The organism is Sphingopyxis sp. (assembly GCF_036675685.1).
Taxonomy (GTDB): Bacteria; Pseudomonadota; Alphaproteobacteria; order Sphingomonadales; family Sphingomonadaceae; genus Sphingopyxis.
Genome location: NZ_JAKFEM010000057.1, coordinates 148,556 through 165,397, shown reverse-complemented (window position 1 = coordinate 165,397; position 16,842 = coordinate 148,556). Strand labels below are relative to the sequence as shown.

The window sequence follows — 16,842 nt, the reverse complement described above, 5'->3', positions numbered from 1 at the left end:
CCATGCCGCGCAAGAAGAGTCCACCGATCACCGAAGCTTTTAGGGGCATTACCTTCACCCGCCGCGCGCTTGTCGTTGGCGGGGCGCAAGCGGCCGTCGGCGTCGCGCTCGCGGCGCGCATGGCCTATATTTCGATTGTCGACAACGACCGCTACGTCCTTGAATCCGAAAGCAATCGAGTCAATTTGACGCTGGTGCCGCCGCGGCGCGGCTGGATCGTCGACCGCCACGGCAAGGCGCTGGCGAACAACCGTGTCAGCCTGCGCATCGACATCATTCCCGACCGTCTGCACAACAAGGACCTGGTGCTGGGGCAGATCCAGACATTGCTGCGGCTCGACGGCGACACGATGGAGCGGATCAACCGCGACCTGAAGGCGGCATCGGGGTTCCAGCCCGTCGCGGTCGCCGAGGACATGACCGAGGCCGAATATAGCTCGATCCTCGTTCGCCTGCCTGAACTGCCCGGAATCGCGCCGCAGCGCGGCTTTGCCCGCAACTATCCGACCGGTGCCGCGGTCGGCCACCTGATCGGCTATGTCGGCGCCCCGACCGCCGAGGAATATCGGCAGGTCAAGGATCCGCTCTACATCACGCCCGGGTTCAAGACCGGCAAGGACGGGCTCGAGAAATATTTCCAGCCGATGCTGCGCGGCGACCCCGGTGCCAAGCGCGTCGAGGTGACCGCGCGCGGCAAGGTGGTACGCGAACTGGGCGTCAAGCCCGACGCGCAAGGCAAGACCGTGCACCTGACGATCGACGCCGACCTGCAGGAATTTGTCGCGCGGCGCATGGGGCGCGAGTCGGGCGCGGCGGTCGTGATCGATTGCCAAAACGGCGACATCCTCTCCTTCGTCTCGATGCCCAGCTTCGACCCCAACAGTTTTTCGGACGGCATCAGCAACAGCGAATATAGCTGGCTGCGCGCCGACGATCACCAGCCGCTGATCAACAAGGCGACGCGCGGCCTCTATCCGCCGGGATCGACGCTGAAACCGATGGCCGCGATTGCGGCGATCGAACATGGCGTCGATCCCAGCGAGCGCCATACCTGTGTCGGCGGCTATCGCCTCGGCAGCCGCTTCTTCCGCTGCCTCGGCGTGCACGGCAGCCTCGACATGCCCTCCGCGATCATGAAAAGCTGCAACAGCTATTTCTACTGGCTCGCCCACCGGCTCGGCTATGACGCGATCGCTCCGACCGCGAAGCTGATGGGCCTCGGCGAGGAGTTCCAGCTCGCGGGCAGCAATCAGCGTTTCGGCACCATCCCGGACAGTGCGTGGAAGATGCGCAAATATGACCAGCCATGGTCGGCGTCCGATTCGCTCAACGCGGTCATTGGACAGGGCTATGTCAGCGTGAACCCGCTCCAGCTCGCGGTCATGGCGTCGCGGATCGCATCGGGTCGCCGGCTTTATCCGCGCCTGATCAATCGCGAATTCAAGAACGAGCCCCTGCCCTTCTCGCCCGAAGCGCTCGCGGTCGCGCGCCACGGCATGGACCTCGTCGTCAACGGCGCCGGCACGGCGGTGCGCAGCCGCCTGCCGCTCGACGGCATCACGATGGCGGGCAAGACCGGGACGGCGCAGGTACGCGGGCTCGGCACGGGCAATGGCAAAGGCGGCACCTGGAAATTTCGCGATCACGGCCTGTTCATCGGCTTCGCGCCGGTCGTCAATCCGCGCTATGCCACCGCCGTCGTGATCGAGCACGGCTTGGGCGGTGCGCGCGCCGCCGCGCCGGTGGCCAAGGATTTCATGACGTTCCTCTTTGACCGCGAAAAGGCGATGGCGGCGCTCGAGACGTTCGAGGCCGGTTGGGGCGGCACGATCAAGGAGCGGATGGACCGCGACTATGCCGCATGGAAATCGGGCGCGTCGAGCGATCCCGAGCCCGGGGTGCCGCAATGATCCCCGTCCCGCCAGCCATCCAGCGGATCCCGTGGAAACTGATCGCCATCCTCGGCGGCATCACCGGTTTCGGGCTGCTCGTCCTCTATTCGGCGGCGGGCGGCAACTGGTCGCCATGGGCGTTACAGCAGGGCATCCGCTTTCTCATTTTCCTGACAGTGGCGCTTGTGATCGGGCGCTTCCCGCTCCGTATCTTCGAGGATTTTTCCTATCTCGCCTATATCGGCGTGCTGATATTGCTGATCGCGGTCGAGCTTTTGGGCTTCGTCGGCGGGGGCAGCCAGCGATGGCTCAATCTCGGCTTCATGAACCTGCAGCCGTCCGAGCTGATGAAGGTGGCGATCGTCGTCGCGCTCGCGCGCTTCTATGCGCAATTGCCACCGGGAAATATGCGGACCTTTACCGCGCTTTGGCCCGCGCTGGTGATGATCGGAATTCCGGCTGCGCTTGTCATGCTGCAACCCGACCTTGGCACCGCATTGTCCATCTGTATCGGCGGCGTGATCGTGATGTTCGTCGCCGGCCTGCCCTTCTGGTGGTTCGGGAGCGCCGCGGTCGCGGGCGCGGCGGCGCTGCCCATCCTTTTCTCCTTCCTCCACGACTATCAGCAAAAGCGCGTGCTGATCTTCCTCGACCCCGAAAGCGATCCCTTGGGCGCGGGCTATCATATCAGCCAGTCGAAGATCGCGATCGGATCGGGCGGCATCGGCGGCAAGGGCTTCCTCAACGGGTCGCAAAGCCACCTCGACTATCTGCCCGAAGGCCACACCGACTTCATCTTCGCGACCATGGCGGAGGAATGGGGGCTGATCGGGGGCCTTGCGCTGCTGTTCGGCTTCTTCCTGCTGCTGCGCTGGTCGACGCGTGTCGCGCTACGCGCGCGGACGCGTTTTGGCCAGCTGACCGCGGCGGGGCTGACCATGACGATCTTTTTCTACATCGCGATCAACCTGATGATGGTGATGGGCCTGGCGCCGGTCGTCGGGATCCCCCTGCCGCTCTTTTCCTATGGCGGCTCGTCGATGCTGACGATCATGACCTGCGTCGGCATCATCCTCGCGATCGAAAACGACAGCAAAACGGGCACGCGGCGCTTTCACTGACAAAAAACTTCGGGAAAAAAGATGCCGGGGCATTGCCATCCCCACAGAGCCATGATAGCGGGCCGCTCGCTTCGCAGCAAAGAGGGCTTCTTCTTCGCTGCAGGGCACGCCGAAAACCGGCAGTGGACGCATAGCTCAGTTGGTAGAGCAGCTGACTCTTAATCAGCGGGTCCTAGGTTCGAGCCCTAGTGCGTCCACCATTATTTTCAAAGACTTAGGCCGCGTTTTTGATCTAGATTTCGTGCTGATTTTATGCCCGTAATCACCGGGCAATCACGCTCAGTTCGCTCAAATCCCTGCGCCTGATGTCGGACAGCTTCATATTTCCCAGTGCGGGAACGGCATGCTGGATCAACATCGCTCGCATCCGTTGCCAATCCTTCCAACGTCGTTTCAGATAGCCTTCGGTAAAGGCTTTCGCGTAGGTGGCGAATCTAGTTCGACCTCGCGACGTCGGCGTTCACGTCTTTTGAGGACAGGATTCTTGCCCTTGTCGATCTGTCCCCCAAGCGCTGGATGAGGTTACACCCCAGCGAATTTCCCTGCCAGGCAGCAAGCCCCGCAATCGAGTCAGAATTCCACGACGGTCCATCGCAATAACCTCTCCGATGGTCAGGATAATGCTGGCTTAACCATATCGCAGTGCAGCATGGTGACTTGATCGAGGTTAACCTCGTCGCAACAGTAAGGGGTCGTTCGCCATGCCAAGCCTGTACATCTCGCCTGCCGGATCCGGGGACAAAAGCGGCAGCGATATCAACAACGCAGCGTCGATCGGTTCGCTCAACACAATGATCGGAAAGGCGGGGCCGGGGGGCGAGGTGCTGCTGCTGGCCGACCAGGGCGACTACAACGTCACCGGCATCCTCGGCATCACCCGCGGCGGGGCGGAGGGCCAGTCGGTAGTGGTGCGCGGCATCGATTCCGGCGGTAATGCCATGGCCGCGCATTTCGCCGGCTCGCGCCCGGCCGATTGGCAGGCGGGCGATGCCTCCGGCAACGAGCTGTTCAAACTCGGCACCGGCGCGGACAATCTCGAATTCCGCGACCTCAGGATCGACAATGTCGGCACGGCCTTCCGCGTCACCGCCGATCTCAGCAATCTCCATATCGAGGATGTCGACGCGAACAATGTCCGCCGCTTCTTCGAGGATTATTCCAGCGCGCCTTCGGGCACCGCGACGATCACCGGGCTGACGATCCGCGATGTCGACGTGCAGGGCTTCTCGAGGGTCGCGATCCGCCTCCAGTACGACACCAACAATGTGGTGATCGACAATGTCACGGCGGACATGGCCGGGCAAACGGGCGACGACCTGCCCGCGGGCGTCCATCTCGACGGCACCGTCCATAACGTCACGCTCAGCCAGGTGGTGATGGAGAATATCCAAAGCACCGCCGGCGCCTATTTCAACGGCGACGGCTTCGCGAGCGAGCGCGGCGTCTATGACGTGCGCTTCATCGACACGGTCGCGCGCGGCAACAGCGACGGCGGCTATGACCTCAAGTCGAGTGGCACCCTGGTCGTCCGCGCACTCAGCGAGGAGAACGGCCGCAACTACCGACTCTGGGGCGATGCGACGCTGATCGACTCGGTCGGCCTGAACCCGGTGCTGCGCGGCGGCATCTCCGAGCAGAACCAGCTCTGGCTCGACGACGACGCCAACGTCACCGTGATCGGCGGGCGCTTCGATGATGCCGGATCGCGCACCAAGGTGATCTCCTCGCTGGGGCAGCTCAATTTGCAGGGCGTCGAGATCACCCGGTCCGAACTCTCGACGCTCGCCACGCGCGATTCGCTCCCCGGCCTCAGCGGCGCCGAGACGATCCGCGAAACGCTGACCGTCGATCAGGGTGGCGCCTCGCCCGGCGCGACCGACTATATCGCGCTGCTTCCCCTGCCCGCCACCGCCACGGCGGATGCGCTGCAGGGCACCGCAGGCGACGACATCTTCCTTGTCGACGACACCGGCGACCGGATCATCGAGGCGGCCGACGCCGGGTTCGACCGGGTCGAGACGACGCTGGGCAGCTACACGCTCGCCGGCAATGTCGAGCAACTGATCCGCCGCGGCGCCGCCGATTTCACCGGCAATGGCAACACGCTCGCCAACGCGGTGATCGGCGGCGCGGGCAGCGACACGCTGGGCGGGCTCGGCGGCAATGACGACATCGCGGGCAATTCGGGCGACGATTGGCTCGTGGGCGGCAATGGCGAGGATCTGCTCCGGGGCCAGTCGGGCGCCGACATGCTGCTCGGCGGTTGGCAGTCGGACACGCTCACCGGCGGCACGGGCGCGGACCGGCTGGTCGGCGACCAGGAATGGCTGAGCAGCCAGGGCGCCAACGACCGGCTCGACGGCGGCGACGACGCCGACCTGCTGATCGGCGATGCGACCAATGTCTATGGCAGCGGCAAGGGGGGCAGCGACCGGCTGACCGGCGGCGCGGGCGACGACATCCTGATCGGCGACGGTGACGTGATGACGGACAGCGCCAGGGGCGGCGCCGACACGCTGGAGGGCGGCGACGGCAATGACTGGCTCTATGGCGACAGCCGGGAGTCGACCGCGACGGTAGCCGGCGGCGCCGACAAGCTCTATGGCGGCGACGGCCCCGATCACTTGATAGGCGGCGGCGGCAACGACCTGCTTGCGGGCGGCGCGGGCGCCGACTGGTTCGTGTTCGCGCCCGGCTCGGGCGCCGACGAAATCAGCGACTTCATCTCGGGCGCGGACCATATCGATCTCAGCGCTTTCGACATCGCGTATGAGCAACTCGGTTTCACGACGAGCGCGGACGGCGTCCGCATCACCATGGGCACGGACAGCATCTTCGTCCGCGGCGCGCAGGCGTTTTCGCCCAACGATTTCGTCTTCGGCTGACGCGTGCGTGCGGAGGCGCGCCGCACGGCTGGCGCGCGGCTCAGCCGAAGACGAAGTCCGCCTGATCGAGCGCGGCGACGCCGCGCACGAAGATCGTATCGGTGCCGCCCAGCTGGATCGTCACCCCCGCGCTGCTGGTGGTGAAGCGCAGCGCCTCATAGGCGATGTCGAAGGCGCTGAGGTCGATCCGGTCGGCCTCGGCGCCGCCGCGGGTGAAATCGGTGATCTCGTCGGCGCCCGAGCCCAACGCGAAGACGAACCGGTCAGCGCCCGCGCCGCCGGTCAGCTTGTCCGCCCCGCCCCGCGCGCCAGCCGCCATGTTCACCGCGTCGCCGTAGAGCACGTCGTTGCCGAGCCCGCCGATCAGCGTGTCCGCGCCGCCGACCCCGTTCACCGTCATGCTCATCCCGTCGCCGACCAGCACGTCATCGCCATCGCCACCGTCCAGCGTGTCCCTGGCGACGAGCGACGAGATCCATTCAGTATCGCCAACCAGAAGGTCGTTGCCCGCGCCGCCATATAGCCGGTCGGTCTGCTGCCCGCCGTACAGCGTGTCGTCGCCGTCCTCGCCGAAGAGCATATCCTCGTTCTTGCCGCCATCGAGCCGGTCGGCGCCAATGCCTCCCCGCAGCGTGTCGTTGCCGTCGTCGCCGGAGAGCGCGTCGTCGCCTTCGCCGCCGGTCAGCACATTGGCCCCAACGCTGCCCAGCAGCACATCCGCAAAGGCCGAGCCCTGCGCATTCTCGATACTGACCAGCCGGTCGCCCATGGCATCGCCGCCCGTCGCGGTCTGGGCGCGCAGGTTGACCAGCACGCCGCCGAGCGAGCCGGCATATTCCACCGTGTCCGATCCCGCGCCGCCATCGAGCACATCGCCGCCCGCCCCGCCACGCAGCACGTCCGCGCCGTCTCCGCCGGCCAGCCGATCCTCGCCGCCGCTGCCAACGACGAAATTGTCGAGCGCATTGCCGGTCATCGTAGCACCGATCGTCCCGGTATAGACCAGCTCCTCGATATTGGCGCCGAGCGTGTAGCTGGTCGCGGCGGTGCGGATGCGGTCGCGTCCCTCCCCCGCCGCCTCGATCACCTGGTCGCCCGCCTCATAGACGACATAAAGGTCGTTGCCGATGCCGCCGCGCATCACGTCATTGCCGCCGCCGCCGTCGAGCTGGTCGTCGCCCGCCCCGCCGACCAGCAGATCGTCGCCGCCGCGCCCATAGAGCATGTCGCCGGCCAGCGGATCGTCGCTGCCGGTGATGCTGTCGGAATAGTTGGAGCCGATCACCGTCTCGATGCCGAGCAACCGGTCTCCCTCCGCCTCGCCGCCGTGATTGACGTTGGTGACAAGGTTCACGGTGATCGCGGCGGACTTGGTATAGTCGACCTGGTCGCGCCCCGCCCCGCCGTCGAGCAGGTCCGCGCCCGCGCCGCCCACCAGCTTGTCGTCGCCGTCGAGCCCGTAGAGCGCGTCATTCAGCGCCTTGCCGTAAAGGCTGTTATCGAGCGCATTGCCGGTGCCGGAAAAGCCGCCGCCGCCGGTATAGCTGAGGTCTTCGACGCCATCGGCGAGCGTCAGCGACGACAGGCCCGTGCGCACGATATCGAGCCCGCCGCCGACCGCCTCGGTCACCTGGTCGCCTTCATTGTCGACCACATAGGAATCGTCGCCCATGCCGCCGATCATCACATCCGCGCCCGCGCCGCCGTCCAGCGTGTCGTTGCCCGCGCCGCCCTCGATCCGGTTGGCGTTCGCGTCGCCCGTCAGCGTGTCGGCGAAGGCGCTGCCCACTACGCCTTCGATCCCGGCGATATTGTCGCCCTGTGCATCGCCGCCCGAGAGGACATTGGTCGCCAGGTTGACCTTCACTGCCGCGGCGCTGCCCGCATAGACCGCGATGTCGAACCCGCCGGCGCCGTCCAGCCGGTCGCCCCCTGCGCCGCCGGCCAGTATCTGGTCCGCCCCGTCGCCGACGATCGTATCGGCGAAGCCCGTGCCGATAAAACGCTCGATCCCGTCGAACCGGTCGCCTTCGGCATCGCCGCCGCTGCTCGCACCGGTCTGGAGGTTGATCGAGACGGCACCCGCATTGGCGCTGTAGTCGACCGTGTCGATACCGTCCCCGCCGATCAGCACATCGGCGCCCGCGCCGCCCTGGAGCAGATCGTCACCGCCGCGCCCTTCGAGCCGGTCCGCGCCCGCGCCGCCGTACAGCGCTTCGGCGGCGCCCACCCCCACCAGCGAATCGCCGAAAGCCGAACCGACCAGCGCCTCGATGCTCGTCAGCCGGTCGCCCGCCGCATCGCCGGTGCCGCCCTGCACCGACAGGGCAAGATCGACCTGCACCGCCGCCGCCGAGCCCGAATAGTCGGCGGTATCGAGGCCGTCGCGCCCATTGATCAGGTCCGCGCCCTTGCCCCCGACCAGCCGGTTGTCGCCCGCATCGCCGTTCAGCGCATCGTCGAACGCCGAGCCGATCAGGCCTTCGATCGCGACGAGGCTCACCCCGCCCGAAGCCGTGCCCGCCTCAAGGTCCGCCGTCACGGCGCCCGCGCTGCTCGAAAAGTCGGCAACGTCAGTGCCCGCTCCACCGTCGAGCCGGTCCGCCCCGCCTTTGCCGGCCAGCCGGTCGTCCCCGGCGCCGCCCGACAGCGCATTGGCCGCGCCATCGCCGACCAGCACGTCGCCAAAGCCGCCGCCGACCAGATTCTCGATCCCCGCCAGCACATCGCCCTGGGCATCGCCGCCGCTGCCGGTGCCGCCCAGCACCGCGTTCACCGCAGCGCCGCTCGCCGAATAATCGGCGGTGTCGATCCCGGCGCCGCCGGTCAGCCGGTCCGCGCCCGCACCGCCGATCAGCACATTGTCGAAGCCGTCGCCGGTCAGCACATCGCCGAGGGCCGAGCCGATCAGCCGCTCGACCCCCTGGAGCCGATCGCCCTGGGCATCGCCGCCGATCCCGGTGCCGGCGACAAGGTCGATCGTGACCGCGCCGCCGCTGCCCGAATAATCCGCGCTGTCGAACCCGGCGCCGCCGATCAGCGTGTCGGCACCTGCCCCGCCGACCAGCAGATCGTCGCCGCCGCGCCCGTCGATCCGGTCGTCGCCCGCGCCGCCGCCGATCGAGTCCGCGCCGTCATCGCCCGACAGCGTATCGGCAAAGCCCGAGCCGCGCACCGCCTCGATCCCGATCAGCCGATCGCCCGCCGCCTCTCCGCCGCTTGCCGCGCCATTGGCGAGATCGACGACCACCGCCGCGCTGCTGCTGCCATAATCCACCCGATCGATCCCGGCCCCGCCATCAAGCAGGTCTGCGCCCGCGCCGCCATCGAGCATGTCATCGCCGGCACCGCCCGAAAGCGTATCGTCGCCCGCGCCGCCGAACAGCAGGTTCGCGCCCGCGTCGCCCGCAAGGACATCGGCGAAGGCCGAGCCTTTGACACCCTCGAACCCGTCGAACAGGTCGCCCGCGGCATCCCCGCCACTGGCGGTGAGGCGCAGCAGGTCGATCCGCACCCCGGCGACGCTGCCGGTATAGCTGAGCAAGTCGTATCCCGCGCCGCCGACCATGATGTCCCGCCCTGCGCCGCCTTCGACATGGTCGTCGCCGGCATTGCCGACCAGCATATCGCTGCCCGCGCCGCCGATCAGCGCATCGGCGCCCGCCGGGCCGCCGATCAGGTCGTCTCCGGCCGTCCCAGCGGCCACCACCACGCGCTGCCCGTCCAGGGTCAGCACCGATCCCGTGCCTTTCTTCGAGGTCACCGTGCCCGCACCGGTGGCGAGGCCATAGTCGCGCACCGTCAGCGCGCCATTCCTCTCGGCGAGGTTGAACAGCGTCGGCGAGCCGGGATCGGAGAAGAACGCCCCGTCGATCGTCGCGCTCGCGCCTTCGGCCAGCCAGATATGCTCGCGATTGCCCCCGGCGAGCGGCGCGCCGGCGTCGAGGCTGACGATGTTGCTGAGCTGCGCGCCCGTGCCCCACAGCCGGATGTTGCGGCCGTTGCCAGAGACGATCGCGCCGTCGACCACGATATTATCGCTCTTCAGATCGAGCCCGCCATCACTGTTGCCCGTGGCGATCACGTCGCGGAGCGTGATGTCATAGGTGCCGCGCTCGGTCGCGAAACCGTCGCCGTTGCGATAGTCGTTCACCGTGTCGAGCGTATTGCGCATGGCGACGCGATCGATCGTCACGTCGTGCGCGGTGCCGGTGATGTGGACGCCGATCGCGAAATTGTCGCCGTCCTGAAACTGGCTGTCACCGCGCACATCCTCGATCAGCACGTTGCTGCTGTCGTACTGGACGCGGATCGCACCCTTGGAATAGCCGTTCACCGCGACGTCGCGGATCGTCAGTCCGGTGATCGTCGCGCTGGCATTGGCCCCCGAGACCATATTGTCGAAGAAGCGGGCGACGTTCGCGGCGTCGACATGCTCGATCGCCAGGTTACGCACATCCGCGCCAACGCGAAAGGCCGTGCCGACATTCTCGAAGGCCAGGTCGCTGAAGCGCAGATTGTTCGCGCCGCCGAGCAGCCGAAAGACCTCCTCGCCCGAGGGACTGGCCGGATCGAACGGTTCAGCCCTGGTGCCGGTGATCGTCGCCGCCATCGCATTGCCCGCGCCATCGACCCCGCGGATCGTCACCGGCGCGCTCGCCGTCCCGCCCGCGACGATCGCCAGCGCCCCGGTCGGCGCGGTATAGGCCCCCTGGTCGGCGAGCAGCAGCACCTGTCCGCCCGGCCCCGCCGCCGCGATCAGCTGCGGCAGGTCGTCCAGCGTCGCGGCGTTCGCGGCGCTCGAGCCGTCGCCCGAACCGCTGCCGGTCGGTGAGATGTAGAGCGTAGGCATGATAAGGCTCCCGTCATAGGCCCGAAAAGTCGCCCCCGCGCAATCGCGACCAAACAGCCCGCGACGGCACCCGGGTCAACCATATGCTGCACCTGCGAAAGCCGAATCGCCCCTTTGCTCCGACGACCGGAGCCGCTGGCGCCTTCGCTCTCCGGGCTTTGGCCGCTACCAAGGATCGCGCCGGACGATTCACTTGCCGCACCCGCAGATTGTCGACGCCTGAAGAACCCGATCGGAGACGCACTGTGCAGCAGGACCTGTCCCTCGGTACGTCGGAGCCGCCCGCGGACGACGGGCTCGCTGCCTTCGCCCTGATCCTCGCCATGCACCGCATCGCCGCAGACCCCGCCGAGCTGCGCCACAGCCTGGGCCATGCCGACCCCGTCACGGCATCCGATCTGGTGCGCCTGGCAAAGCGCATCGAAGGCGTCCGCGCCCGCGCCACGACCGGCGATTTCGAGCGGTTGAAGCGCCTTCCCATGCCGGTTATGGCCAGCGGCACCGAGGGCTGGTTCGTGATCGGCCGCGTCGGCGAGGATGCCGTGGCGATCCAGCGTCCCGGTGCTGCGATCGAGCGCTGGGACCGCGCCGCGCTGGAGGCCCGCTGGTCGGGCGCGCTGCTCCTCGTCGCCACCCGCGATTCCGCGCAGGTTGCCGCGCCCGCTTTCGACATGACCTGGTTCGTCCCCCAGATCGTCAAATATAGAAAGCTGATCGGCGAGGTCCTGCTGATCACCCTCGCGCTCAACCTGCTCGGCCTCGCCGCGCCGCTCTTCTTCCAGAACGTCGTCGACAAGGTGCTGGCGCACAATAGCCTGGCAACGCTGCAGGTGCTCAGCATCGGGCTGGTGATAGTCTCGCTCTGGGAAGTTGCGTTCGGCTGGCTGCGCACCCGGCTCTATTCGGAGACCAGCCAGAAGCTCGATGTCGAGCTGGGCAGCCGCCTCTTTCGCCACCTGCTCCGCCTGCCGCTCGCCTGGTTCGAGAATCGCCGCGTCGGCGACACCGTTACCCGCGTCCGCGAGCTGGAGACGGTACGCGAGTTCATGACCAACGCCTCGCTCACCGTGCTGGTCGATCCGCTGTTCACGATCGTCTTTCTCGTCGCGATGTGGCTCTATTCGCCCCTGCTCTTCTTCATCGTCGCGCTCACCCTCCCCGCCTACGTCATCGTCTCGCTGTTCGTCACCGGTCCCTTGCGCCGCCGGCTCGACGAGAAATTCGCGCGCGGCGCCGCCAACAACGCGCTGCTCGTCGAGAGCGTCTCGGGCATGCAGACGCTCAAGGCGGCCGCGGTCGAGCCGCAATGGCAGGACCGCTGGGAACGCCAGCTCGCCGCGTACAGCGCCGCCAACCAGCGGGTGATCAACCTCGGCAATTCGGGCAGCCAGGCGGTCCAGCTCATCTCCAAGCTAAGCCTCGCCGCGATTCTGTTCTTCGGCGCGCAGCAGGTGATCGCCGGCGCGCTGACCATCGGCGGGCTGGTCGCGTTCAACATGTTCGCCCAGCGCGTCTCCGGCCCGGTCATCCGCATGGCGCAGCTCTGGCAGGACTTCCAGCAGGTCCGCCTCTCGGTCCAGCGGATGGGCGACATCCTCAATACCGGCCCCGAGCCCGGCGCCGGATCGCGCACCGCCCTGCCTGCGCTCGCCGGCCATGTCCGCTTCGAGAATGTCCGCTTCCGCTATGCCGCCGACGGCCCCTGGACATTGGACGACATCAGCTTCGATCTGCCCGCCGGCGCCACGCTCGGCATCGCCGGCGCCTCGGGCTCGGGCAAATCGACACTCACCAAATTGCTCCAGCGCCTCTATCTACCCGCAAGCGGCCGCGTGCTGGTCGATGGCGTCGATGTCGCGCAGATCGACCCCGCCTGGCTGCGCCGCCAGATCGGGGTGGTGTTGCAAGAGAATATCCTGTTCAACCGCTCGATCCGCGAGAATATCGCGCTCGCCGATCCCGTCACGCCGATCGAGCGGGTCATGACCGCCGCCCGCCTCGCCGGCGCGCACGACTTCATCCTGGAGTTGCCGCGGGGCTATGACACGATCGTCGAGGAGCGCGGCGTCAATTTCTCGGGCGGCCAGCGCCAACGCCTCGCCATCGCCCGCGCGCTGATCACCAACCCGCGCCTCCTGATCCTCGACGAGGCGACCTCGGCGCTCGATGCCGAGAGCGAGGAGATTGTTCAACGCAACCTCAAGGCGATCGCCGCCGGGCGTACCGTACTGATCATCGCGCATCGTCTCTCCGCGATCCGCCAGTGCGACCGCATCCTGACGCTCGACAAGGGGCGCATCGTCGAGAGCGGCACGCATGACGAGCTGCTCGGCCTCGGCGGCCGCTATGCCGCGCTCCATCACCGCCAGATCGGCGTTCAGGCGGGGGCCGCGGCATGAACGCGCTCACGCGTCACTGGACGGCCATCCGCGATGCGCTCGACAATGAGCGCGCGCGGTCGCGCGGGGTTCTGCGCACCGAGGAGGCCGACTTCCTTCCCGCCGCGCTCGAAGTGATCGAGCGCCCCGTGTCGCCGACCGCGCGGGTCACTAGCTGGCTATTGCTCGGCCTGCTCGCGGTCGCGCTGCTCTGGCTGGTCCTTGGCCGGGTCGACGTCGTCGCCTCGGCGCCGGGCAAGCTGGTCCCCGCCGACGATGTGAAGCTGATCCAGCCTGGCGCGGCGGGGATCGTCCACGCCATATTGGTCCGCAACGGCCAGAGCGTCCGCGCCGGCCAGCCTCTGGTCGAGCTCGATCCCACGGTCTCGGATGCCGACACGGCGCAAGCCAGCAACGCGCTGGAGACCGCCGCGCTCGACGCCGCGCGGCTGCGCGCTGTGCTTTCCGCGCTCGACGGCCAGGGTCTGCGCTTCACCCCGCCCGCCGGAACCACGGCCGACGTCGCCGCCACCCAGATCGCGCTCGCCCGCGCCCAGCTCGCCGAGATCCGGGCGGGTAGCCAGACGCGCGCCGCCGACACCGAATCCGCCCGCGCGGCCCGGGCCGAGGCAGAGATCCAGGCGGCCAAGCTCGCCGAGACCCTCCCGCTGCTCGACGAGCAGATCGCCGCCAACGAGACGCTGCTCGAAAAGGGCTATGTCTCGAAGCTGCGCGTGATCGAAATGCGCCGCCAGCGCCTCGTCGCCGCGCGCGACCGCGACGCCGCCCTCGCCACCGCGCGCAAGGCGGAGGCGCAGATCGCGGTGGCCGGCGGCAATTCGAGCCAGTCCACCGCCGAGGCCCGCGCCCGCATCCTCGCCGATCTCGCCAGGGCCGAGAGCGACGCGCGGCTGCGCAAGGAGGAGCTGACCAAGGCGACCAGGCGCGGCAGCCTCCAGCGCCTCGTCAGCCCCGTCGACGGCACGGTCACGCAACTGGCCGTCCACACCGTCGGCGGCGTAGTCGAGGCGGCCAAGCCGATCATGGTGATCGTGCCGGCGCGCGGGAAGCTGGTCGCCGAAGTGGCGATCGCCAACAAGGATGTCGGCTTCGTCCGCGCCGGCCAGCCGGTCGCACTCAAGATCGAGGCCTTTCCCTTCACGCGTTACGGCGCCGTGCCGGGCAGGCTCGAGCAGATCAGCTCGGACGCGGTACAGGATGAGAAGCGCGGACTGATCTACACCGCGCGGGTGACGCTGGACCGCGCGACGATCGTGCGGGATGGTGCAACGATCCCCCTAACTCCCGGCATGGCGGTCACCGCCGACATCCGCACCGGCCGCCGTTCGCTCGCCTCCTATCTGCTGAGCCCAATCGACGAGATCCGCACGACGGCGGCGCGGGAGCGCTAACGCCTTCTCCCGCGCGAAGCGGCCAATCGCACCGCATGTGAACGCGCTCAGAGACTGGGCGCAGAACCGGTTGCCGGATTGTAGCGAGGATTTGCAGGATCAAGCGGGGACGGATTCACCTGAGCGGGCGGTTCGGCGCTCTCGGTCCATGCGCGGTAGATCATGTCCCTCAGCATCGCAGCGCCTGCTGCCGCCCGGCCGTAGACCAGAGCCCGCGCGTCCCGATCCTCCGGATTGCTAAAACCACCTCTCTTCTCGATGATGTAGACGGTTTCCATATGGCTCCCTGCCTCGTCGAGGAAGGACAGGACGGCATCGAACAAATCGCCTCGCTGCCGAGCCGGTGCGCCGATCCGGTCGGCGAGGTTCTGTGGCTCCAGCGCGATCGCATCGACGAACTCGCTCTCGAACCGGCCATGGATGCTTCGGTCGGTCGTATAGTTTTTCGGATTGGCGCCCAGCCATCCATCGCTGTTGACCGAAGCGTGGAGCGGCTGCGAACCGTCGCCGATATAATGCCCAAGGCGCGCAACCTGATAGGCACAGTTCTGTTCCGGCACACTGGCGTCGGCACCCGCTTTTTGCGCCGCGCGAATCTGGCGCATGCAAACGACAAGGCGCCCATAGCTTTCCATTACCGCATAGGGCAGCGTGCCGGTCCAGCGCACATTGGTCCGCTTGGCCCGCTCCGGATCGCTGTCCTTGATCCGCAGATACTCGTCATGCAAGGCGAGGATAAACTCGTAGCGCGAGCGCGGGATAGGGCTCAAAAATGCGAACTGCTCCTTGAACCATCCATGGTTGGGATCCTCCTCGATCTTTGAAAAGGGTTCGGAGGCGTTGCGCCAACTGTCGGGCATGGTCGAAGACGCCGCGATATAGTCGGCATATTTGTGAAGGAATACAGGCCCGTCGGCGGGCAGCGCAGCAATGGCCGCTCTGTCGATTGCTGCGTGGGCGCGTTCGCCCCAGGCAAGGACGGGGACAGGAACGGCGGCGCATGCGGCCGCGGCAAAAGCGAACAGGAAATGGCGCATGGACTTTGCTCCGAACAGGAAGTCAGGGATCGAGCGGATCGGCCGGTTCGACGTGGAACGCGATTGGATCGGGTACGAAGCGTAGCGTGAAGCGATCGGGGCCTGGCGCCAGACGACCCGGCTGCACCCCCATTTCCTTGAGGTTGCGAAGCACCAGTTCCTCGCCGCCGATATATTGGATCGTGCGATGGTCCGAGACGATCAGCGCCGGCCGATCCTCTGGAAAGCCCGCGGCGAGCAGAAGGCGCGCGCAGTTGCGCAGGTTAGTGGTGGTATGGCGCGCATGCGGCTCCATCAGGATGCGGTCGGCCGGAATGCCATATTGCGTGACCAGCAGGCGTTTCATCTCGACCGCTTCGTTGAACGGCGTGCGGTTGGGGTGCACATTGCCCCCTGATACGATGATGAAAGGGGCGGAACCGCGCGCGAACAGATCGGCCGCAATGGCCAGCCGGATATGACCCATCACGCCCGTGCGCGATTGCACATCTTCCGGCCCATGGCCGAACACCAGCAGCGCGGTATAGGGCTTTGCGCGCCAGTTCATCCTGGCGACCGCCCGGGCCGTGTCGGCATTATCACCGCCCAGTAGAGGCCGGTGGCTACCCGCATCGATGCGCTCGTTCATCTGGAGCAGGCCCGCCGCGTAACGCAACGACGGGTCGAAGAAAAGATCGTCGGCCTTGGCCTGCGCGGCCGTGGCGACGCCGTGCGCACCCAGCACATCGGCCATCTTGGGGTCGGTAATATTGAAAATGATGGAGTCGACAACGGGATAACGCGGCGATGCCCCTTTGGCGTAGACGGCGATGACCTGGTTCACCGCCGCCGCGGTTTCGGCCCAGGCCGTGGCGACAAGGTCCGCATCGGACAGTGCAGCATAGCGGGCGAAGCGCCCGGAAGGTCGCATTTGCCGCGTCACAAGCGCCTTGGCGCGCTTTTTATCACTCATCATGAGCCGCAACCGCGCCTGCACCAGGGCGATATCCGCCTCGGTCCATATCCACGCATCGGCCAGACATTGCGGGGACGGCGTACAAGCGTTGTCCGGCACACGCGCGGCGCGCGCGGCTGCAAGTTCCACCAGAACGGGATCGTCACGCAGCGCCTGCGCCCAATCAGGCGTCCGCATCATTGCCAACAGCGGAAAGATGCGCGTCGTCAACGTGTCGGCAAAGGGTGATGCGTAGCCGGCGGGATCCTGCGCCGCCGCCATTCCCGGATGAAGGGATGAGGCGACGGCCAGGCAGATACTCAAGGCTGTT

The 16,842-nt window shown here is 67.1% G+C and carries 8 protein-coding genes and 1 tRNA gene; 6 read left to right on the top strand and 3 right to left on the bottom strand.

From position 1 onward, the window contains the following. Positions 1–2 precede the first annotated feature (2 nt). From mrdA to V6M50_RS19335, 4 genes are all read left to right on the top strand, one after another. A complete protein-coding gene (gene mrdA, locus V6M50_RS19350; protein ID WP_332820216.1) occupies positions 3–1,910 on the top strand; it encodes a penicillin-binding protein 2 in 1,908 nt (635 codons plus the stop codon). After that, positions 1,907–3,013 (top strand): rod shape-determining protein RodA, encoded by a 1,107-nt coding sequence (rodA, locus tag V6M50_RS19345; RefSeq protein WP_332820215.1) that lies wholly within the window; start codon positions 1,907–1,909, stop codon positions 3,011–3,013. Before mrdA ends, rodA begins: the two co-directional genes overlap by 4 nt. A 124-nt stretch (positions 3,014–3,137) precedes the next feature. Next, a tRNA-Lys gene (locus tag V6M50_RS19340) sits at positions 3,138–3,213 on the top strand. 501 nt (positions 3,214–3,714) lie between these two features. Beyond that, a complete protein-coding gene (locus tag V6M50_RS19335; protein ID WP_332820214.1) occupies positions 3,715–5,898 on the top strand; it encodes a calcium-binding protein in 2,184 nt (727 codons plus the stop codon). Between the two features lie 40 nt (positions 5,899–5,938). Here V6M50_RS19335 and V6M50_RS19330 read toward each other — a convergent pair whose 3' ends face one another. Then, positions 5,939–10,750, bottom strand: a complete 4,812-nt coding sequence (locus V6M50_RS19330; RefSeq protein ID WP_332820213.1) for a beta strand repeat-containing protein — start codon at positions 10,748–10,750, stop codon at positions 5,939–5,941. 245 nt (positions 10,751–10,995) lie between these two features. Here V6M50_RS19330 and V6M50_RS19325 point away from each other — a divergent pair, with 245 nt between their 5' ends. Continuing rightward, positions 10,996–13,149 carry a type I secretion system permease/ATPase gene (locus tag V6M50_RS19325; protein WP_332820212.1) on the top strand — a complete coding sequence of 718 codons (2,154 nt, stop codon included), beginning with the start codon at positions 10,996–10,998 and terminating at the stop codon, positions 13,147–13,149. Then, positions 13,146–14,540, top strand: coding sequence for an HlyD family type I secretion periplasmic adaptor subunit (locus V6M50_RS19320; RefSeq protein ID WP_332820211.1), 1,395 nt, complete (start codon positions 13,146–13,148; stop codon positions 14,538–14,540). Before V6M50_RS19325 ends, V6M50_RS19320 begins: the two co-directional genes overlap by 4 nt. A 47-nt stretch (positions 14,541–14,587) precedes the next feature. On the opposite strand, the gene V6M50_RS19315 is transcribed toward V6M50_RS19320, so the two are convergent. Both V6M50_RS19315 and V6M50_RS19310 read right to left on the bottom strand, forming a co-directional pair. Continuing rightward, positions 14,588–15,400 carry a nuclease gene (locus V6M50_RS19315; protein WP_332820210.1) on the bottom strand — a complete coding sequence of 271 codons (813 nt, stop codon included), beginning with the start codon at positions 15,398–15,400 and terminating at the stop codon, positions 14,588–14,590. A 199-nt stretch (positions 15,401–15,599) separates the two neighbouring features. Further along, positions 15,600–16,835 carry a YdcF family protein gene (locus V6M50_RS19310; RefSeq protein WP_332820209.1) on the bottom strand — a complete coding sequence of 412 codons (1,236 nt, stop codon included), beginning with the start codon at positions 16,833–16,835 and terminating at the stop codon, positions 15,600–15,602. Positions 16,836–16,842 lie beyond the last annotated feature (7 nt).